Below are 20,506 nucleotides of genomic sequence, written 5' to 3'. Positions count from 1 at the left end.
AAAAAATATACCTATGCAGTTAGTAGAAGTCCGTACCAAAGCCCATGAAAAGGAGTTTACGGAAATGGCCGTCCGGCTATACCGGGAGGAGAAGAACTGGATCCGGCCGCTGGATAAGGACATAGAAGACCTGTTTCATCCCGAAACGAATAAATTGTATAAGAGTGGCGGAAAGGCCATCCGCTGGCTGCTGCTGGATGATCAGGGAGAAACGATTGGCCGCAATGCGGCCTTTGTCAACCCCAAATGGAAAGAAAAGCAGCCCACCGGTGGCATGGGTTTTTTTGAATGTGTGGAGGACAAAGAAGCTGCCTTTTTGCTTTTTGACGCGGCCCGGGATTGGTTGCAGGCGCAGGGGATGGAGGCCATGGATGGTCCGGTCAATTTTGGCGAGCGGGACAAGTGGTGGGGCTTGCTGGTGGAGGGTTTTTCTCCTCCGAATTACAATATGTACTGGCATTTCCCGTATTACCGCTCCTTTTTCGAGGAATACGGCTTTCAGATCTATTTCCGGCAGTTTACCTACATGCGCAAGGTGCGGGGAGTGGTGATGGATCCCAAAATTGAAGCCCGGGCCAAAATCATCCGCGAAGACAAGAATATCACCTTCCGGTACCTGAAGGGGAAGGAGCTCTGGGACAAATTTCCGGAGTATTTTATGAAGGTTTATAATAAGGCCTGGACAGGCCATATGGGGAAGACCATTTCCGAGCGGGAGGCCCGGCTGATCCTGAAAAGCATGAAGCCCATCGTGGATCCGTACCTGGTCTATTTTGGCTTTTACAAGGAGGAGCCCATTTCCTTTTTTGTGAGCATTCCGGAAATCAATCAGGTCTTCAAGTACGTCAACGGAAAGTTGGACCTGATGGGAAAACTGAAATTTCTCTGGCACAAGGCCGTGCATCCGCCCGACAAGATGCTGGGATTGGTATTTGGGGTGGTGCCCGAGTTTCAGGGAAAGGGCGTGGAAAGCGCCATGGTGACCGAATACAGGGACAATATTGCCGAAAAGAAATTGTCCTACGAGACCATCGAGATGAACTGGATCGGGGACTTCAATCCAAAGATGATGCGGGTCTGTGAGCAACTAAACGCCAGTATCTATAAAACGCACCATACCTACCGGTACCTCTTTGACCGGGAAAAACCCTTTGAACGCCATAAGGTCTTAGGCTGATGAAGAAAAGCAACAGGTATTACATTCTCCGAATCCTTTTGATGGGATTGATTTTCGGGTATTTGTCCGAATCCGCCTTTGGGCAGCAGGTACAGTCTGCCGAGCTGCGGGAAATCCTGGACAAGGCAGGCCTCAGCGGGAGCATTCTGGTGTATAGTGCTGAAGCTGATACCTATTATTCCAATGATTTTGACCATGCCGAGAGGGGTCAGTTGCCCGCTTCTACCTATAAAGTCCCCCATTCCCTGATTGCCCTGGATCTGGGAATCGCCGAAGATGAGGCAACGGAATTTCCCTGGGATGGGGAAGCCCGGGCCATGTCCCAATGGGAGCGGGATTTGACCTTTAAGCAGGCCTTTCACCTGTCCTGCGTGCCCTGCTACCAGGAAATTGCCCGGAAAATAGGGCTGGACCGGATGAAGGACTACCTACGTCGGCTTGATTTCGGTCAGATGGATGTGCGTGCCAGCAACCTGGATCAATTCTGGCTGCGGGGAAATTCCCGGATCAGCCCGATGGAACAGATCGGCTTTTTAAAACGCCTGTACAGGCGGGATTTGCCCTTGTCTGCGGAAACCATGTCGATTTTTCGGGAGCTGATGGTCATGGAAGATACCGAAGACTACCGCCTTAGCGGCAAGACCGGCTGGTCAGTGGATCAGGGGGTAGACAATGGCTGGTTTGTGGGCTATCTGGAGAAGGGGGGAGCGGTGTATTTTTTTGCCAGCAACCTGGCCCCCGGCCCGGGAGTCAGTGATGCCGATTTTCTTCAGGCCAGAAAAGGGCTGACGATGGAGGCACTGCGGGTGCTGGGTTTTTTGTAGGGGGTATTTCGGAATTATTATTTCCAACTCCTTTATTTTCCCTGGCAGACACTATCACCCCTCTTTTTTGGTTTAGTCCGGCAGGTTCCGGCATCAGATACCCCTTCAATCCTGGATCGTGTCAATTCAAAAACAAACGTTTACAAACGTTTATAATCGTTTACAAACGGTTATTTTCCGGTTAATATACCCGTTTACTTTTTTATTTGGAAAAAAAGCCATGGAAAAGCTAATTCTTTACAAACCGAGCCCAAAATCCGGAAGATTTAAAGTATATATCCCCTATTCGCTAAAAGCGGAGCGAGCGCAATTTAAATCGATAAACGGAAGTTTTTACCATCCCAGCCAGCGTTTGTGGAGTCTGGTAAATACCGAAGAAAATATGGAAAGGGTTAAAAATATATTTGGTAAAAAGCTGGATATTCGTGATTCAGTGCGGCAATCGGCTAAAATGCCGGTTTTTGTCCTGAATGAAAAAAGTCAGCAGGAATTGGATCGGCTTCACCAGAAATTGGTACTAATGGGTTTTAGTCCGTCTACGGTAGGCAATTATAAAAGTGCCTTTTCTAAATTCCTGAAATTTTTTGAGTCCCGGGATTTACTGGATCTAAGCAAGGAAGAGATCGAAGGCTTTGTATACCATCAGGTAAGTAAATACAAGCTTTCCGAATCTTCCCAAAACAGCCTTATAAATGGGATAAAAGCCTATTTCGAACATGTATTGGGTAGGCCAAGGGAATACTATGAAATCCAACGCCCAAAGCGAAGCCACAGTTTGCCGAACGTGCTTAGCAAAGAAGAGGTGGTAAGCCTGATACAAAAAACTGAAAATCAAAAGCACCGCACGATCTTACTAACGATCTATAGTGCAGGATTGCGGATCAGTGAAGCCATTAGGCTACGGATTTGCGACATACATTCGGAGGAGGGATACCTTTTTATCAAAGGATCGAAGAACAAAAAGGACCGCAAAACAGTCCTTTCCCCAATTTTATTGCAGGAACTTCGGGCCTATTACAAAGCTTACCGGCCGTCTTACTGGTTATTTGAAGGACAGGAAGGGGGCCAATACTCGACGACAAGCATTCAGGCAGTATTCAGAAGAGCCGTTAAAGCCAGCGGAATCAATCCCTGGGCAACGGTGCATACCCTACGGCATAGTTTCGCCACTCATTTGCTTCAGTCGGGAACCAATTTACGGATGATACAGGTATTGCTTGGGCATAGCCGGTCCACGACCACGGAGATTTACAGCCATATCCTGGCCGTTTCCAATAAAAATGTGGTGTCTCCGCTTGATTCCTTATCCGAAATCCTTAATTTGTCCAATGAAAACCGGGAGAGGGATGATGGACATAGTACATATACACGCAACTCCCCCTCCAAGACATAGCTTTATACAATTGTTAGGCATAATTTAACGAAAGACCCATTTGAGACGAGACAGGATATATGAAGATTCGAAATTTACTGCTGATTTTTCAGTTGAAGATTGGAATGATTTAATAAAACTCAAACTCGAAAAATATTTTATAAGCAATACACTTTTTGAAAAAAACAAAGAAGTTTTAAGAACTGAATTAATCAATTATATTGGAATTTCTGAAAAACCTCATTACTTCAAATTATTTGAATGGACTTATGAGTTATATGCTGATTGCATTAAAATTGATAAACAAAAAACTATTAAGATAATTTCAGAATCTTTTCAAGACATATCCAGTACTGATATGAAATGGATGACTAATGTCTTAACTCAGCCTGATTATCAACAATTTTCTGAAAGAGATAAAATCAGTTACTACTTTAAAATAATTGATGAAACACTTGAAGGTGTATTTAAGCCAAGACTTAAGTTATTAGACAAACTAATAAGATTTAAATTAGGACAAAATGTAATTGACAATTCAAATTTTGATTTTGGAAAAATAATAAGAGAGTTTCCAACCGAATTTGAAAATGAAATATGTTTATTCTTAAAAGACCCTCTATTTTCAATATCGACAAATCAATGGAGAAATATTTCGGCACACAAATCTTATGTTATCAAAAAAGATAGCGTTGAAGTTAAATATGGTAGAAATAATATTCATTCTAAATCCATATTGATTGAAGAATTTTATAAAATTACACATTGGACTCAAGATATTTATAGAAGTATAAGACTTGGACAAGTATTTACGAACCTGAATTATATAGAAGAAATAGTAACGGAATTAGGCGGAACCGAAAATCTCAATGTACGATTTGAATCTGCATTATTACACATTACTCACAATATGCAAATTGTTGGATTTGAGTTTGTTTCGACTGAAGAACTTTCAGAGACTTTTTGTTTAAATGTAAAAGGTAAATTGAATCACGATTTGAAGTCTTCATTAATTCACGCTTCACAATGTTTAGACCAATTATCTTGTGCTGTTTATGATGACGAATTCACAAAAGAGAATTTTAAAAATACCAGAATAAGTATTTTGGATGATAACTTAAATATATTAGGCTCAGCGACAATACCAATTGATATTGCATTAAAGAAAGTGAAAAATGAAATAAGTCTAGAAGAATATTTAGACCATATGAAATTTGAATAATAAAAACTATGCCTAACAAAGGCTATAAGCAATTGGGGTTTAGGTGTTTAAATAAAAAATAGTTAATAAAATAAAGGTCAGTGCTTAACTGAAAAGTTAGGATAAAAAATCCCCAACTGCTCATAGCCACGACCGTTGGGTGCAACCTAAAAATAAAAAATACTTCAAAAATGGAAAATCAAGAAAACAAATCGTCAAGGAGAAATTTTCTCAAAACAAGTTCTTTAGGCGGAATAGGTTTGTCAACTGCTTTCATTTCTTCTACTGCACTAGCCAGTCAAAAAGTAAAAGAACGAGAGATTGGTAAATTAAACGAAAGCAGTAAAAAGCTTTTAACCCTATTCAATTTAAAATATCCATTCTTCCAAGCAGCACCTGGTGGTAGTAAATTAGCTGCAGCAATTGCAAAGGCTGGAGGAATGGGATGCGTCCAGCTTACATGGTCATCTGCCGATGATTCGTATGAATGGATTCAGGAATTGAATAAAGAGACCAATGGAAACTTTTTTGCGAATTATATTCTTCATTTTGAGCCTAAATCGATAGAAAAATTATTAGAAGCAGGTTGCCGGAACTTTCAGTTTTCATGGGGGTTACCAAGCCAAGAAATTATTTCAAAAATAAGAAATGCAGGTGGAAAATTTGGCATACAGGTATCAAGCAGAGAGAATGCAGTAAAGGCGGTCGAACTAAAGCCAGATTTCTTGATCTGTCAGGGTTTAGAGGCTGGTGGGCACATACAAGCAACACAATACAACAAATATGCTTTACCTCAAGTATTGGAAGTAGCTGGTGAAATACCTGTGTTAGTTTCTGGAGGTATCAGTACAGGGGAGGATATTCGGTCGGCTATCCACAATGGGGCTGCTGGAGTTGTTATGGGCACTCGATTTATTTCCACAAAAGAAAGTAACCTAACTGATGGTTACAGACAAAAGTTGCTTGAAGCCGGAGAGAATAGTACGGTTTATACCAATTGTTTCAATCAGGACTGGAATGCCATGCATAGAGTATTGAGAACTAGCACATTTTTGAATTGGGAAGCCGAAGGTTGCCCACTACAAGGGAATAAGCCAGGAGAAGGAGAAGTGATAGGAAAAACACCGTGGGGAGGTGATATTCTTAGGTATTCAGGACGCAGGCCTGTAGAAGGGGATACTGGAGATTTAGAGAGCATGTGTATGTACGCAGGAGAAGGAGTCGGGAAAATAAAGGATATTCCAAGTGCTGCTGAATTAATAGAGAGGCTTTGGAAAGAGTTTGAAAACAAATAAAAGGCAGCACCCAACATTTTGTATAAGTAATGGCAGGCAAAGTGCTAAATATAAAGGTTTATAACCTACTCAAACTGCATAGCGGTTTGATAGGAAACTACCACGCAATCTGCCACTACTCATACAATTTACCGTTGTGCGGCATACAAAGAAAGCCCACGCACAAACAGCACATTTGGTTTTTGCCGACACGCAAAGCCAACGCTGAAAAAACCAAAAGAGCTGTTTTTTGCCAACGCTCTGACAGAATGAACGAAATTTGAAAACGATAAAAAAGAACTTAAAATAAATGGCCAAACAGAAAGTAAAGGAAAAAGCGATTGAAGAAACATTGTGGCAATCGTGCGACAAGTTGAGAGGCTCGGTAGAGCCTGCCGAATACAAACACGTAGTACTCGGACTGATTTTCCTGAAATTCGCGAGCGACAAATTTGAACAACGCAGAAACGAACTGATTGCCGAAGGCAAAGAGAAATATGTGGAAATGAAAGATTTCTACGCTATGAAAAATGTGTTCTATTTGGAAGAAATTTCTCGGTGGAGCTACATCATCAAGAATGCCAAGCAAAACGACATTTCCTTAAAAATTGACACTGCTCTCAACACTATTGAGAAAAACAACCCTGCTTTGAAAGGTGCTTTGCCCGACAATTATTTTTCTCGTTTGGCATTGGATAAAACCAAACTTGCTTCCCTACTCGACACCATCAACGACATTGACACGCTCAAAGACAACGGACAAGATGTGATTGGACGTGTGTATGAATATTTCTTGGGCAAGTTTGCCTTGAAAGAAAGTAGTGGAAAAGGCAAAGGAGAATTCTATACGCCCAAAACCATTGTGAACTTGATGGCGGAATTGATAGAACCCTACAAAGGCATCATTTATGACCCTTGCTGTGGAACGGGCGGAATGTTTGTGCAGTCTATCAAGTTTATTGAAGCACACCAGGGAAGCAAAAAGGAAGTTTCCATTTACGGACAGGAAAATACGCCTACCACTTACAAATTGGCAAAAATGAACTTGGCAATTCGTGGTATTGCTGCCAACCTTGGCGACAAACACGCAGACACTTTTTCCAACGACCAACATAAAGACCTGAAAGCCGATTACATTATGGCGAATCCGCCATTTAACTTAAAGGATTGGCGAGGCGAAAATGAACTCTTGGATGACCCACGTTGGATGGGTTATGAAGTGCCACCCAAAAGCAACGCCAACTACGGTTGGATTTTGAATATGGTTAGCAAGCTTTCTGAAAACGGAGTAGCAGGTTTTATTCTTGCCAATGGCGCACTTTCGGGCGGTGGCGAAGAATACAAAATCCGTAGAAAACTGATTGAAAATGATATGGTGGAAGCCATTATCATCATTCCACGAGATACTTTTTATACGACTGATATTAGCGTTACGCTTTGGGTTTTGAACAAAAACAAAAAGCAACGCACGGACAATACCAAAGACAAACCTAAAAACTACCGAGACCGCACAGGCGAAATCTTGTTTATGGATTTAAGACGTTGGGGCAGCGAATACGAGAAAAAATACATTGAACTCACCGAAGATGATATAAAAGAAGTAGCCCTGAACTTTCACAATTGGCAACAAGCCGATTATGAAACCACCTACAAAGATGTACCCGAGTTTTGCAAATCTGCCAGTTTTGAAGACTTGAAAGCCAACGATTTTTCATTGGTACCGAGCAAATACATTGAGTTTGTGGACAAGGACAGCGGCATTGACTTTGACACCGAAATGAAACGCATTCAGCAAGATTTTAAAACCCTGCTACAAGAAGAAAAAGAATCACAAGCTCAATTGATAAACGCTTTTAAGATATTAGGTTATGAGTTATAAGCGTTTGGGCGATTACATACAATTGGTTGACAACCGCAATAAGGGTTTGAAGGTTACAAATCTCTTGGGCATCAACATTACCAAAAACTTTATGCCTTCTGTTGCCAATGTTTCAGGAACTGACTTGTCCAAATATAAAATCATCCAAAAAGGGCAATTCGCCTATTCTGCAATGCAAGTTGGCAGGGATGAAACCATTCGTCTTGCACTTTACACGAATGATGAACCTGCGATTATCTCGCCAGCCTATTTAGTCATTGAAAGCAAAGATGAAAACGAGTTGATTCCTGAATATATGATGATGTGGTTTCAACGCTCTGAATCTGACAGATACGGTTGGTTTATTAGTGATAGCAGCGTAAGAGCGAGTTTGGATTGGGAACGTTTTTGTGAAATTGAGATTCCTATTCCCGACATTGACGAACAACGCAAATATTTAGCCCTGTACAAAGGCTTGCTCACCAACCAAAAAACTTATGAAAACAGCTTGGAAGATTTGCAGCTGATTTGCGATACCTACATTGAGGATTTGATAAAGAAAGAACCGCTAAAAAGATTGGGAGAATATATTCAGCAATCGGATGAGCGGAATAGGGATTTACAAGTATCGTTTTTGCAAGGCGTTTCTACTTCTAAAGTTTTGATTGAAACTAAGGCAAATACAAGCGGAGTAAATTTCTCAAACTATAAAGTAGTTAGAACAGGTGAATTTGTCTATGTGGCGGATACTTCTCGCAGAGGAGACAAAATTGCTTTGGCTATGAATAGTGCAGAACCTTGCATTGTCTCAGCAATCTACACAGTTTTCAAAGTCATTAAGCCTAAAGAATTGCTTCCAGAATATTTGTATCTGTATTTCCAAAGAACGGAATTTGACCGATACGCTCGTTTCAATTCTTGGGGAAGTGCCAGAGAAACTTTTGATTGGTCAGATATGTGTGATGTAAAATTGCCCATTCCGAGCATAGAAAAACAAGAAGCTATAGTCACCATTTACCACACTTTAGAAACCCGCAAACGCATCAACGAGCAATTAAAAGAAAGCATCAAGCCGCTTTGCCCTGTGCTGATGAAAGGGGTTGTGGAGAGTATGGAAGTTGAAAACCTTAAAACAGAAGCCGTATGAATTTTATCCTAAGACTTTTTCTAACATTCAGTTCGGTTTCATTCTTTTTGATTGTTTATCTCATTCAAAATGAAGTGAATCCGTTTGAAACACAACTTGGAAATTACGCTTGGGTAACCTATGCAGTTTATGTGCTAATTCCGTTTTTGCTGACACTCATTTCACTTGGTATTTGTAAACTTTTAGCCAAGTCAACCATCAACAAAGTGGTGTCGCTTGAAACTTCCAACAATGATTTTTTGGCCAATTATTTAGCCTTCTTCTTTGTGGCATTAAGCGTAAAAGGACTTATTACTTTTTGGGTGGTTTTTGGAATGACCATCCTATTCACTTTTGTTTCTCGGGTTTCATATTTCAACCCAGTGTTTTTGGTGTTTAGGTATAACTTCTATTACGTCCATACAGGCGAAAACGTGAAAGTAATGCTGATTAGCAGAAAGAAATTAAAAAGCCCCCAGACATTCGAAGCAATGTCTGTAAGAAGAATTAACGATTACACCTTTATAGAAATCTAAAATATGAGCGAACTAATAGGAAAAGTACAAGGTGAGTACAAAAACATTTTAAACCAGACAGCAGACATCATTGCCGCCTTAGATATTACTGCTATTGAAGCCATTGATTTTACACCAAGCCATAAACTTGATGAAGACGAATGGTTTCGATTAACCAACTTTTCGCAGCAGGGTTTTTACATTGATGAATGCAATACAGCATATAGCACAGCAAGTCTAAATCAAATTGCGAATAATGAATACAAGAATATTGCAGCAATAGCGATTATTCAGAACGGACAAAAGCATTTTCAAAGAATTACACCTTCCTTATTTATCGCTCGGAAAACTATTCTTGACTATTCGGGTGCACCACAAATTGTAGAGCATAGAAATCAAATTGAAATAAGAAAGGAATCAGATGCCGTTTACCTTGCTGCAAGCGATACCCTATATTTTAAGACCATTGGAAAACTGAAATTGATATTCCCAGGAATTGAAGAACTGCACCGAGAAGCCACACAAGAGGAAGTAGATGCGTTTGTTGGCAATGATTTTATCAACTTGGATGGTGTTCAGGCTACTTCCATTGGAGCATTAAACAGAAAACGTATTGCAGATATTGGTGTAAAGTACAATGGTTTGACCGCTCAAAAGAAAACCCTTCTAATCAACTATGCAAAAGAAAAAGCGGGTGTTGATATTGAAAATGATGCATTTAAAGTTCAATCTGAAACCGACTTAAAAAAGGTTTTGTATGCAATGGACCAGCGATATTATTACGCAGATATTTATGAAGAAAACCGAGTAGCAAGTTCAGTGAGAGTAATTACAAATAACTAAATGAAATTCACAGAAGCGAAATTAGAGCAAGCATTTATTGAGCTTTTAGGAAATGAAGGCTATCCGCATTTTGTGGGCAGTAGTTTGGTACGTGCAGATGAAAGCGAAGTAATCATTGAAGAAGACCTAAAAACCTACTTGCTCACCCGCTATCAAAATGCCAATCTCACCGAGGTAGAAGCACAATCCATTATTTTACAACTCAAAACACTTTCTTCAGCAGACCTTTACGAAAGCAACAAAAAAATAATGCAGTGGTTGGCAGATGGTTTTATTCTGAAACGAGAAGACCGCAACCAAAAAGACATTCATATTTCGCTCATTGATTATGCAGGTTTAGACCGTCAGCGACAAAGTGAAAATTTAGACATCATTGCTGCTGAACCCGAGGAACAATATCCACCTGATACCAATGTTTACAAGTTTGTCAACCAATTGGAAATTGTTGGAACAGAAAGACGCATTCCAGACGGTATTTTATACATCAATGGTTTGCCTGTGGTGGTTTTTGAGTTTAAAACCGCCATTCAGGAAAACACTACCATTCACAATGCTTTTGTTCAACTAACCACTCGCTATAAAAGAGACATTCCTGAACTATTTAAATACAATGCCTTTTGTATCATTAGTGATGGCGTGAACAACAAAGCAGGTTCATTCTTTGCACCTTACGAGTTTTACTACGCTTGGCGAAGGATTGCAGGCTTGGCAAAAGACGTGGACGGCATTGACAGTATGTTCACCTTGGTTCAAGGTATGCTGCATAAAAACCGCTTGCGAGATATTATTCAGAACTTCATTTACATTCCCGATTCATCCAAAAAAGACGAGAAAATCGTTTGTCGCTATCCGCAGTATTACGCAGCTCGCAGTTTGTATGAGAACATCAAAAAAGCGGAGAAACCAGACGGTGACGGAAAAGGCGGAACTTATTTTGGAGCAACAGGCAGCGGAAAGAGTTTTACAATGCTTTATCTCACTCGCTTGTTGATGAAAAGCAAGCACTTTGAAAGTCCGACTATTGTACTTATTACCGACAGAACCGACTTAGACGACCAACTTTCAGGTCAATTTACCAACGCAAAACAATTCATTGGCGACAATGCAGTGGAAAGCGTAGAAAGCAGAGCCGATTTAAGAACCAAAATGCAAGGCAGAAATAGCGGTGGTGTATTCTTGACCACCATTCACAAGTTTACAGAAGACACCGAACTGCTCACCGAAAGAACCAATGTGATTTGTATTTCGGATGAAGCACACAGAAGCCAAACTAACCTTGACCAAAAAGTAAAAGTCACCAAAGATGGTGTGAAGAAAACCTACGGTTTTGCGAAATACCTGCACGATTCATTACCCAACGCCACTTTTGTTGGATTTACAGGAACGCCAATAGATGCAACTTTGGATGTGTTCGGAAAAGTAGTAGATGCCTATACAATGACCGAATCTGTACGAGATGAAATCACGGTACGAATAGTTTATGAAGGCAGAGCAGCCAAAGTTGCCTTGCACAACAGCGAATTAGAGAAAATTGAAAAATACTACGAGGAAGCAGCCGAAGCAGGAGCTAATGAATATCAAATAGAAGAAAGCAAAAAGGCAACGGCAACAATGAACGCCATTTTAGGCGACCCAGACCGTTTATTGAAATTGGCGGAAGACTTTGTAAACCATTACGAAAACAGAGTAAACGAAGGTGCTACGGTAAAAGGCAAAGCAATGTTTGTTTGCAGCAGCCGTGAAATTGGCTACGAGTTTTACAAAAATGTAATCGCTTTAAGACCTGAATGGGCTGAAGTACGAATAGCAGAAGAAGGAGCAGGTTTAACAGACAAGGACAAAAGGGAAATCAAACCAATGGAGCGTATCAAAATGATAATGACCAGAGGAAAAGACGACCCAAAAGAAATGTACGATTTGCTCGGCACTAAAGAATACCGAAAGGAATTGGACAGGCAGTTTAAAAATGAAAAATCCAATTTTAAAATCGCCATTGTAGTCGATATGTGGCTCACAGGTTTTGATGTGCCATTCTTGGATTCCATTTACATTGACAAGCCTATCCAGCAACACAATTTGATACAGACCATTTCGAGAGTTAACCGAAAGTTTGAAGGCAAAAACAAAGGCTTGGTTGTCGATTACATTGGCATCAAGAAGGCAATGAATATGGCTCTTGCCAAATACAACAAAGGCGAAAGAGAAAACTTTGAAGACATTCAAGAATCGCTGATAGTTGTAAGAAATCATTTGGACCTTTTAGCCAAAGTCTTCCATAAGTTCGATAGTTCAAAATATTTTGGTGGTACAGCTTTAGAACAGTTGAATGCCTTGAATATGGCTGCTGAATATGTTCAGTTGACCAAAGACTTAGAAACCCGATTTATGGGCTTGGTAAAACGCCTAAAAGCCGCTTATGATATTTGTGCAGGAAGTGAACATCTGACACAAAAAGAAAGAGATTACACTCATTTCTATTTAGCGGTTCGGTCAATCGTTTTCAAACTGACCAAAGGAAGTGCACCCGACACGGCACAAATGAACGCAAGAGTTCGGGAAATGATAAAAGATGCTTTGGAAAGTGATGGCGTTCAGGAAATCTTCAAACTCGGTGACGAAACACAAAGCGAGCAAGACCTTTTCTCAGAAGACTACTTGGCGAAGATTGATAAAATCAAATTGCCACATACCAAAATTAAATTGCTTCAACAGCTTTTAGCCAAAGCCATTGGTGAGATGAAGAAAGTCAACAAAGTAAAAGGAATTGACTTCTCTAAGAAAATGCAAACCTTGGTAGAACGCTACAACGAGCGGAAAGAAGATGACGTTTTGCGAAGCGAAGTGTACGAAGAAATGGCAGAACACTTGACAAACTTAATATGGGAAGTTCAGAAAGAGTTTTCCGCAGGAGACGAATTGGGAATTGACTTTGAAGAAAAAGCCTTTTACGACATTTTGAAAGACCTGTGCATCAAGTATGACTTCAAATATCCAGAGGACAAACTGATTGTTTTAGCCCAGGCAGTAAAAGACTTGGTGGACTCACAAGCAAAATATCCTGATTGGAGCAAACGCGAAGACATTAAATCTGCTTTAAAAGTCGGACTTATAATACTCTTGGACGAACACGGATATCCGCCAGTAGAAAGAGACGAAGTATATAAAGACATATTTGAACAAGCAGAGAATTTTAAGAAAAACAGAGTAATAACGAAATAATGCCAACGCTAAAAGCCATACACATTTGCAATTCGCACCAGCCCACGCTGCAACCAAAAATTGCAAAAGAGTATGTCTTTGCCAAAGCTCACAGACGACCGAAAAAAAAGTACGACCGCACAATAACTAAGCATTCTGACGGCTGGAACAGCCTAGTCTGAATGCAGTGTTGAACGAAAGGGTGCTGGGAATTAAAGGTACTATGGGGAATGGTTTTCTCCTTTTGCTTTTATAGTGCTGGGAGATTGAAAAAGTTACTGAGTTTAAGTTGTTCTTTGACCTAGGGTTGTTTTTCTATTAGCTATTATTCAATAGGTAAACGGTTTTGGAGCGAATTTTAAGCTGTTTTTACCATTTGGGCATACCTGTCCCATTAAGCTACCTGGCGCTTATTGTTTTGCTTGCTGATTTTGTTGAACCAGCTTGGCGGTGGCCCCCTTTGGTCGAAACATGCCACTGTATGCAGTTCTCCGTTCTTGCAATAAGGACACTTTTTGAGCAGGAGAGCTGGTTTTTCCCCTACTTCTATTATAACCTGACCGATCTGACAGTCGATATTGACTTTGTGGGTAGCCTTGAAGGCACTGGCCAGGATGCCATAATGCCTGATTCGGGTAAAGCCTTTGGGTAGGATATGAAGCGTGAACCTTCTTAGGAATTCATCTGCTTTTAGTGTGTAGGTTTCCTTTTTGCCTTGTTTCCGGTAATTCTTTACCGTAAAATCCACCTTGTTATTTTGGAATTTTTTGATTCGTTGGTTGCTGATGGCAATCTTGTGAGAGTACCTTCCCAGGTATTCGATGACCTGTTTGGGGCCAAAGAATGGTTTTTTGCAATAGATGACCCATTTCTTGGAGAACAATTGCTTTGCAGTTTTCGGGTCCAACAACTTCTTTTCCCTTAGTGCCTGCACCATTCTGGCTCTGAAGACGGTGGACATTTTCTTTACCGGAAAAAGGAAACGCCCCTTAGAGAGAGAAGCCTTCCATTTACCGGAAGGTGTTAGTCCACCAGCAGGAACAATACAGTGCAGATGGGGGTGTAAGCTTAGGTTCTGGCCCCAGGTATGTAAAACACTTACCATTCCAGTCCTTGCACCTAGCAACTTGGGATTGGCTGCAAAATCCCTGAGGACTGACCATGCGGTTTGAAAGAGCAGGTGGTAAAGTACATCAGGTTTGATCAATGCTAATTCATTGAGCGTATCGGGCAGGGTGAAAACGACATGAAAGTATGTAGTATTCAACAGGTCCTTTTCCCTGTCCTGGATCCAGCGTTCACGTAGGTGTCCCTGACAGCGGGGACAATGCCTGTTTCGGCAACTATTGTAACTGATGTGTAGCTTGTTGCAATCAGGATTGTCACAACGGTCGATATGCCCTCCCATCTCAGCGGTTCGGCAACGCATCAGCGCATAAAGCGTTCGGGCTTTCCACGTATTGGAGGCTATCGTTGGAATATCGGTATGGAAAGCCCTGATAATATCGGCAAGCTGACAGGCGGAATACCTATTGCTCATAAAGTTTCTCCAGTGGGCTAAACGGAGTCCTCCTGCCGACCCTTGCCACGTGGAGATAGACCAAGGTAGTATTAATATCCACATGGCCGAGGAGTTCTTTGAGTGTAAATATGTCAGTGCCCATCTCTAGGAGATGAGTAGCATAGCTATGTCGGAGAGCGTGAGCGGTGACTTGTTTCTGTACACCGCTAGCCCGCCGGGCTTCCCGGGCGGCCCACTGTACACCTCTGGCACTTAAAGGAACAGGTTTTCCAGCACTGTTATTTCCGTTAAAGAGATAATCGACAGGTCTTTCTACCTCCAAATAAGTTTTAATTCCTCTTGCCAGAAGATCGCAGAGAGGCACATACCGGTCTTTTCGGCCTTTTCCTTCCCGGATATGGAGCATTTTTCGGTCCAGGTCGATATCCGATATTTTGAGCTTGCAGCATTCAAAGTTCCGCAGTCCACAGCCGTAGAGCAGTGCCAGGATAAGACGGTGTTTGAGTAATTTTGGTGCTTTTAACAGTTCTCTGACCTCTTGCTGACTAAGGACGACAGGCAGTTTTTTAGGCCTTTCGATAGATGGAAGTATGACACTACTTTCCTTTCGGTCAAAGATTCGAAACAGGTAGCGCAGTCCGTAAACGGTGTGTTTGAAGAAACTATCGGAGGGAGTGTGGTGCTTACGCTTGAGGAAATGAAGGTAATCCTGTATGGCTTCGTCATCTAGTTTAAGCAGATCACAATTGAGATGAATACCCATATGAGCCAGACATCGGGCATAGTTGGTGAGAGTACTTTGGCTTTTACCGGAAATGGTTATAGATCTCCGGAGCCTTTTGAGCTGTAAATCAAAGCCCGGTACATTTTCACAGGCCTTTTCAATGATAGATTGCTTTTTTTTTCATAGCTTAAAATGTTTAATATTTATGATAAGTCTAATGTAGGAAGAAACGGCAATAATTGCCGGCTTCCTGCCTTAGCAGGATTCGTTCAACAATGGCTATACGTAATGCGGGAGAAAGTGCTGATATGAAAGTAATTACATTAAATAAACTAACTGCTAAACGGAAAGTGAAGTGCCTTGAAATCCCGCACTACGCATAGCCGAGGCCGTTAGCGGTCATTGAAAAAAACATAGAACTAGAAACAACAAACTTTACGAATGAAAAGAATTGAAGAAATAGACGCATTACGAGGTTTCGCATTATTTGGAATTGTAATGACCCATATGTTTGAAGGTTATTTGGCAAGTTTTACGCCACCTCAATATGTAGGATTCAATATTTTATCTTCAATAGATTCAGTTTCTAAAACTATTATTCAAAATTTATTTATAGGCAAATTCTATGCAATTTTTTCGATGCTTTTCGGATTAAGTTTCTATTTAATATTAGGTAGCAAGAAGGATTCGAATTCGTTAAAATTTGCTTGGCGTCTTATATTACTTTTCTTGATTGGGTATATCCATCATATACATTATCGTGGTGATTTTCTAACTGTTTATGCAGTCTTTGGTATGGCTTTAATTCCATTTAGAAAACTACCAACAAAGTTAATATTTGTCCTTGGTTTATTCTTTGCACTCAATGGACCAAGTATTATTTTAAAAACAATATCATTCATTCAGCCACCTTTAGAGATAAGCCAACCTACCACAATAAGTCCAAGTCCAGTAGAACAAGCAACTCGTTATTTTCAATTGATACTTGATGGAGAGTATAGAAAGCTAATTGTCTCAAATAGCACTATCGGATTTATCAATAAATACAACTATCTGAAATTTAGTGGCAGACTTTGGGTAATTCCAGGTTTGTTTCTTTTAGGTCTTTGGGTTGGAAGAAAAAAATGGCATGAGAATATCGAAAAAATTCCACTTATTAAATTAATTCTTGTAACGGCTGTAATCGGAATTCCATTAATCTTAATTAATTTCTATTTTTCAACGCCAATCTATTCTGAACTCGTTCGTTATTTTGCTTCAATTGCTAAAGATGCATCTAATATTTTTATCCCACTTCTTTATATAGGATTGGTTCTGCTTCTTTATAAATCAAGAATTACTCAAAAGTTTGTAAAACAGTTAATACCAGTCGGAAAAATGGGCCTTACAACGTATGTTCTACAATCTGCTTTCGGAATTTTCATTTTTTACGGTTATGGATTAGGCTTGTTATTAAAATTATCAGGAACAGGAGCACTTGGACTTGGGTTGCTATTTTTTCTCATTCAAATATTGTTTAGTAATTGGTGGTTCAGCAAGTATAAATTTGGCCCTTTAGAATGGCTATGGAGAAGTGGGACAAATGGAAGATGGCAATCATTAAAGATTACTGAAGAACAAAAAACAACGAACCGCTAATAACTAAGCATTCTGACGGCTGGAACAGCCTAGTCTGAATGCAGTGTTGAACGAAAGGGTGCTGGGAATTAAAGGTACTATGGGGAATGGTTTTCTCCTTTTGCTTTTATAGTGCTGGGAGATTGAAAAAGTTACTGAGTTTAAGTTGTTCTTTGACCTAGGGTTGTTTTTCTATTAGCTATTATTCAATAGGTAAACGGTTTTGGAGCGAATTTTAAGCTGTTTTTACCATTTGGGCATACCTGTCCCATTAAGCTACCTGGCGCTTATTGTTTTGCTTGCTGATTTTGTTGAACCAGCTTGGCGGTGGCCCCCTTTGGTCGAAACATGCCACTGTATGCAGTTCTCCGTTCTTGCAATAAGGACACTTTTTGAGCAGGAGAGCTGGTTTTTCCCCTACTTCTATTATAACCTGACCGATCTGACAGTCGATATTGACTTTGTGGGTAGCCTTGAAGGCACTGGCCAGGATGCCATAATGCCTGATTCGGGTAAAGCCTTTGGGTAGGATATGAAGCGTGAACCTTCTTAGGAATTCATCTGCTTTTAGTGTGTAGGTTTCCTTTTTGCCTTGTTTCCGGTAATTCTTTACCGTAAAATCCACCTTGTTATTTTGGAATTTTTTGATTCGTTGGTTGCTGATGGCAATCTTGTGAGAGTACCTTCCCAGGTATTCGATGACCTGTTTGGGGCCAAAGAATGGTTTTTTGCAATAGATGACCCATTTCTTGGAGAACAATTGCTTTGCAGTTTTCGGGTCCAACAACTTCTTTTCCCTTAGTGCCTGCACCATTCTGGCTCTGAAGACGGTGGACATTTTCTTTACCGGAAAAAGGAAACGCCCCTTAGAGAGAGAAGCCTTCCATTTACCGGAAGGTGTTAGTCCACCAGCAGGAACAATACAGTGCAGATGGGGGTGTAAGCTTAGGTTCTGGCCCCAGGTATGTAAAACACTTACCATTCCAGTCCTTGCACCTAGCAACTTGGGATTGGCTGCAAAATCCCTGAGGACTGACCATGCGGTTTGAAAGAGCAGGTGGTAAAGTACATCAGGTTTGATCAATGCTAATTCATTGAGCGTATCGGGCAGGGTGAAAACGACATGAAAGTATGTAGTATTCAACAGGTCCTTTTCCCTGTCCTGGATCCAGCGTTCACGTAGGTGTCCCTGACAGCGGGGACAATGCCTGTTTCGGCAACTATTGTAACTGATGTGTAGCTTGTTGCAATCAGGATTGTCACAACGGTCGATATGCCCTCCCATCTCAGCGGTTCGGCAACGCATCAGCGCATAAAGCGTTCGGGCTTTCCACGTATTGGAGGCTATCGTTGGAATATCGGTATGGAAAGCCCTGATAATATCGGCAAGCTGACAGGCGGAATACCTATTGCTCATAAAGTTTCTCCAGTGGGCTAAACGGAGTCCTCCTGCCGACCCTTGCCACGTGGAGATAGACCAAGGTAGTATTAATATCCACATGGCCGAGGAGTTCTTTGAGTGTAAATATGTCAGTGCCCATCTCTAGGAGATGAGTAGCATAGCTATGTCGGAGAGCGTGAGCGGTGACTTGTTTCTGTACACCGCTAGCCCGCCGGGCTTCCCGGGCGGCCCACTGTACACCTCTGGCACTTAAAGGAACAGGTTTTCCAGCACTGTTATTTCCGTTAAAGAGATAATCGACAGGTCTTTCTACCTCCAAATAAGTTTTAATTCCTCTTGCCAGAAGATCGCAGAGAGGCACATACCGGTCTTTTCGGCCTTTTCCTTCCCGGATATGGAGCATTTTTCGGTCCAGGTCGATATCCGATATTTTGAGCTTGCAGCATTCAAAGTTCCGCAGTCCACAGCCGTAGAGCAGTGCCAGGATAAGACGGTGTTTGAGTAATTTTGGTGCTTTTAACAGTTCTCTGACCTCTTGCTGACTAAGGACGACAGGCAGTTTTTTAGGCCTTTCGATAGATGGAAGTATGACACTACTTTCCTTTCGGTCAAAGATTCGAAACAGGTAGCGCAGTCCGTAAACGGTGTGTTTGAAGAAACTATCGGAGGGAGTGTGGTGCTTACGCTTGAGGAAATGAAGGTAATCCTGTATGGCTTCGTCATCTAGTTTAAGCAGATCACAATTGAGATGAATACCCATATGAGCCAGACATCGGGCATAGTTGGTGAGAGTACTTTGGCTTTTACCGGAAATGGTTATAGATCTCCGGAGCCTTTTGAGCTGTAAATCAAAGCCCGGTACATTTTCACAGGCCTTTTCAATGATAGATTGCTTTTTTTTTCATAGCTTAAAATGTTTAATATTTATGATAAGTCTAATGTAGGAAGAAACGGCAATAATTGCCGGCTTCCTGCCTTAGCAGGATTCGTTCAACAATGGCTATACGTAATGCGGGCGAAAGTGCTGAAATTCAGCATTTTTACTCCTGAGAAACTTCGCGGTGGGCGGACAGTGAATCGCTCCGAAACCCGCGCTACGCTTATACTTGACCGTTGGCTTTAATGTAAAACGACATTCTCGAAAACAAAAAAAAATGACCCAATCTGAACTCATAATTTTAAATTTTACAGAGATAAGGAGAAGAAGCATAAAACTTTGGAGGGGGCTTCCTGAGAGCTATTATAATTGGAAGCCAGACGAAAAGGCAATGACTGCCATAGAAATGGTAAGGCACGTTTTGGAAGCCGATTATTGATGGAATATCATAATCAATAATGGGAATATGACAAATTATCAAACCCCTTGGAAAAATCGACCATTTATTAGCGTCGCTGACGAACTTGAATTTGCTAAACCCTATAGAAATACTTTTTTAGAAAGTGTTCGGCAATTTTCGGATAGGGTATTAAACGAAACCGAAATCGTCCATCCAGGAAATGGAGAAAAGAAAATCCTTGGAAAATACTTATTGCGCATTGGATATCACGAATCTGTTCACGCAGGACAATTCCTTTCGTATTTAAGAGCAATGAAAATTAAGCGGCCGGAAATATGGGAATGAAAATGAAGAATTCGAAAGCACCTTTGTATAAGCGTAATGCGGGGTGAATAGCTAAAATTGTGGGTATTAGCTTCTTTTAAACTTTTCTTTAGGTGGGAAGGGAAATGCTTTGAATCCCGCGATACGCTTGTGTGTGCCGAGAAACAGTTCATCGGCAATTTTAATTTCGCTGCATGCTGTAAATGAGAAGATAGAACCGACTCATCAGGGTTGCTTTAGGAGGTTTGGGGTGAA

At 41.0% G+C, this 20,506-nt stretch carries 17 protein-coding genes; 13 read left to right on the top strand and 4 right to left on the bottom strand.

The annotated features are described in order from the left end of the window. Positions 1–13 precede the first annotated feature (13 nt). The 10 genes from GJQ68_RS15300 to GJQ68_RS15255 all read left to right on the top strand — a co-directional run bounded on the left by GJQ68_RS15300 (position 14) and on the right by GJQ68_RS15255 (position 13,406). Positions 14–1,177 carry a hypothetical protein gene (locus GJQ68_RS15300; protein WP_162418170.1) on the top strand — a complete coding sequence of 388 codons (1,164 nt, stop codon included), beginning with the start codon at positions 14–16 and terminating at the stop codon, positions 1,175–1,177. After that, complete coding sequence (gene blaOXA / locus GJQ68_RS15295; protein WP_162418169.1) at positions 1,177–2,001, top strand: class D beta-lactamase; 825 nt, start codon at positions 1,177–1,179, stop codon at positions 1,999–2,001. The genes GJQ68_RS15300 and blaOXA overlap by 1 nt, the downstream gene beginning before the upstream one ends. A 220-nt stretch (positions 2,002–2,221) precedes the next feature. Further along, a complete protein-coding gene (locus GJQ68_RS15290) occupies positions 2,222–3,394 on the top strand; it encodes a tyrosine-type recombinase/integrase (RefSeq protein WP_162418168.1) in 1,173 nt (390 codons plus the stop codon). Between the two features lie 40 nt (positions 3,395–3,434). Then, entirely contained in the window at positions 3,435–4,592 is a 1,158-nt protein-coding gene (locus GJQ68_RS15285; RefSeq protein WP_162418166.1) for a hypothetical protein, read from the top strand. A gap of 170 nt (positions 4,593–4,762) precedes the next feature. Continuing rightward, complete coding sequence (locus GJQ68_RS15280; RefSeq protein WP_162418164.1) at positions 4,763–5,866, top strand: NAD(P)H-dependent flavin oxidoreductase; 1,104 nt, start codon at positions 4,763–4,765, stop codon at positions 5,864–5,866. Positions 5,867–6,155: 289 nt separating this feature from the next. After that, positions 6,156–7,724: a type I restriction-modification system subunit M gene (locus tag GJQ68_RS15275; RefSeq protein ID WP_162418162.1), complete on the top strand. Its 1,569-nt coding sequence runs from the start codon at positions 6,156–6,158 to the stop codon at positions 7,722–7,724. After that, positions 7,714–8,850: a restriction endonuclease subunit S gene (locus GJQ68_RS15270; protein ID WP_162418160.1), complete on the top strand. Its 1,137-nt coding sequence runs from the start codon at positions 7,714–7,716 to the stop codon at positions 8,848–8,850. The genes GJQ68_RS15275 and GJQ68_RS15270 overlap by 11 nt, the downstream gene beginning before the upstream one ends. Next, entirely contained in the window at positions 8,847–9,365 is a 519-nt protein-coding gene (locus GJQ68_RS15265; RefSeq protein WP_162418158.1) for a hypothetical protein, read from the top strand. The genes GJQ68_RS15270 and GJQ68_RS15265 overlap by 4 nt, the downstream gene beginning before the upstream one ends. Before the next feature lie 3 nt (positions 9,366–9,368). Continuing rightward, positions 9,369–10,187: a hypothetical protein gene (locus GJQ68_RS15260; protein WP_162418157.1), complete on the top strand. Its 819-nt coding sequence runs from the start codon at positions 9,369–9,371 to the stop codon at positions 10,185–10,187. Continuing rightward, on the top strand, positions 10,188–13,406 hold the full coding sequence (locus GJQ68_RS15255) for a type I restriction endonuclease subunit R (protein WP_162418155.1): 3,219 nt from the start codon (positions 10,188–10,190) through the stop codon (positions 13,404–13,406). A 373-nt stretch (positions 13,407–13,779) separates the two neighbouring features. On the opposite strand, the gene GJQ68_RS15250 is transcribed toward GJQ68_RS15255, so the two are convergent. Both GJQ68_RS15250 and GJQ68_RS15245 read right to left on the bottom strand, forming a co-directional pair. Beyond that, on the bottom strand, positions 13,780–14,925 hold the full coding sequence (locus GJQ68_RS15250; protein WP_162418152.1) for an IS91 family transposase: 1,146 nt from the start codon (positions 14,923–14,925) through the stop codon (positions 13,780–13,782). Further along, positions 14,915–15,670 (bottom strand): tyrosine-type recombinase/integrase, encoded by a 756-nt coding sequence (locus GJQ68_RS15245; RefSeq protein ID WP_162418151.1) that lies wholly within the window; start codon positions 15,668–15,670, stop codon positions 14,915–14,917. Before GJQ68_RS15245 ends, GJQ68_RS15250 begins: the two co-directional genes overlap by 11 nt. Before the next feature lie 402 nt (positions 15,671–16,072). Between GJQ68_RS15245 and GJQ68_RS15240 the strand changes: the two genes are divergently transcribed. Next, positions 16,073–17,269 carry a DUF418 domain-containing protein gene (locus GJQ68_RS15240; protein WP_162418153.1) on the top strand — a complete coding sequence of 399 codons (1,197 nt, stop codon included), beginning with the start codon at positions 16,073–16,075 and terminating at the stop codon, positions 17,267–17,269. A gap of 250 nt (positions 17,270–17,519) precedes the next feature. Here GJQ68_RS15240 and GJQ68_RS15235 read toward each other — a convergent pair whose 3' ends face one another. After that, positions 17,520–18,665 (bottom strand): IS91 family transposase, encoded by a 1,146-nt coding sequence (locus GJQ68_RS15235; protein WP_162418152.1) that lies wholly within the window; start codon positions 18,663–18,665, stop codon positions 17,520–17,522. Continuing rightward, the gene (locus GJQ68_RS15230) at positions 18,655–19,410 is read right to left on the bottom strand and encodes a tyrosine-type recombinase/integrase (RefSeq protein ID WP_162418151.1); all 756 of its coding nucleotides are present in this window, start codon (positions 19,408–19,410) and stop codon (positions 18,655–18,657) included. The genes GJQ68_RS15235 and GJQ68_RS15230 overlap by 11 nt, the downstream gene beginning before the upstream one ends. 394 nt (positions 19,411–19,804) lie before the next feature. Here GJQ68_RS15230 and GJQ68_RS23375 point away from each other — a divergent pair, with 394 nt between their 5' ends. Together GJQ68_RS23375 and GJQ68_RS23370 are read left to right on the top strand one after the other, a co-directional pair. After that, positions 19,805–19,966, top strand: a complete 162-nt coding sequence (locus tag GJQ68_RS23375; protein ID WP_235941584.1) for a DinB family protein — start codon at positions 19,805–19,807, stop codon at positions 19,964–19,966. A gap of 27 nt (positions 19,967–19,993) precedes the next feature. After that, the gene (locus GJQ68_RS23370) at positions 19,994–20,272 is read left to right on the top strand and encodes a DinB family protein (RefSeq protein WP_235941582.1); all 279 of its coding nucleotides are present in this window, start codon (positions 19,994–19,996) and stop codon (positions 20,270–20,272) included. Positions 20,273–20,506: the final 234 nt, after the last annotated feature.

The sequence above is a fragment of the Cyclobacterium roseum genome (genome assembly GCF_010119225.1).
GTDB lineage: Bacteria > Bacteroidota > Bacteroidia > Cytophagales > Cyclobacteriaceae > Cyclobacterium > Cyclobacterium roseum.
The sequence above is the reverse complement of the archived record's forward strand: the minus strand, read 5'-3'. Positions and strand labels throughout refer to the sequence as shown.

Coding starts and splice junctions, on each gene's coding strand:
- GJQ68_RS15240 (WP_162418153.1), top strand. CDS start 16,073: ATGAAAAGAATTGAAGAAATAGACGCATTACGAGGTTTCGCATTATTT.
- GJQ68_RS23375 (WP_235941584.1), top strand. CDS start 19,805: ATGACCCAATCTGAACTCATAATTTTAAATTTTACAGAGATAAGGAGA.
- GJQ68_RS15275 (WP_162418162.1), top strand. CDS start 6,156: ATGGCCAAACAGAAAGTAAAGGAAAAAGCGATTGAAGAAACATTGTGG.
- GJQ68_RS15230 (WP_162418151.1), bottom strand. CDS start 19,410: ATGGGTATTCATCTCAATTGTGATCTGCTTAAACTAGATGACGAAGCC.
- GJQ68_RS15235 (WP_162418152.1), bottom strand. CDS start 18,665: ATGAGCAATAGGTATTCCGCCTGTCAGCTTGCCGATATTATCAGGGCT.
- GJQ68_RS15250 (WP_162418152.1), bottom strand. CDS start 14,925: ATGAGCAATAGGTATTCCGCCTGTCAGCTTGCCGATATTATCAGGGCT.
- GJQ68_RS15270 (WP_162418160.1), top strand. CDS start 7,714: ATGAGTTATAAGCGTTTGGGCGATTACATACAATTGGTTGACAACCGC.
- GJQ68_RS15265 (WP_162418158.1), top strand. CDS start 8,847: ATGAATTTTATCCTAAGACTTTTTCTAACATTCAGTTCGGTTTCATTC.
- GJQ68_RS15300 (WP_162418170.1), top strand. CDS start 14: ATGCAGTTAGTAGAAGTCCGTACCAAAGCCCATGAAAAGGAGTTTACG.
- blaOXA (WP_162418169.1), top strand. CDS start 1,177: ATGAAGAAAAGCAACAGGTATTACATTCTCCGAATCCTTTTGATGGGA.
- GJQ68_RS15260 (WP_162418157.1), top strand. CDS start 9,369: ATGAGCGAACTAATAGGAAAAGTACAAGGTGAGTACAAAAACATTTTA.
- GJQ68_RS15280 (WP_162418164.1), top strand. CDS start 4,763: ATGGAAAATCAAGAAAACAAATCGTCAAGGAGAAATTTTCTCAAAACA.
- GJQ68_RS15255 (WP_162418155.1), top strand. CDS start 10,188: ATGAAATTCACAGAAGCGAAATTAGAGCAAGCATTTATTGAGCTTTTA.
- GJQ68_RS15290 (WP_162418168.1), top strand. CDS start 2,222: ATGGAAAAGCTAATTCTTTACAAACCGAGCCCAAAATCCGGAAGATTT.
- GJQ68_RS23370 (WP_235941582.1), top strand. CDS start 19,994: ATGACAAATTATCAAACCCCTTGGAAAAATCGACCATTTATTAGCGTC.
- GJQ68_RS15245 (WP_162418151.1), bottom strand. CDS start 15,670: ATGGGTATTCATCTCAATTGTGATCTGCTTAAACTAGATGACGAAGCC.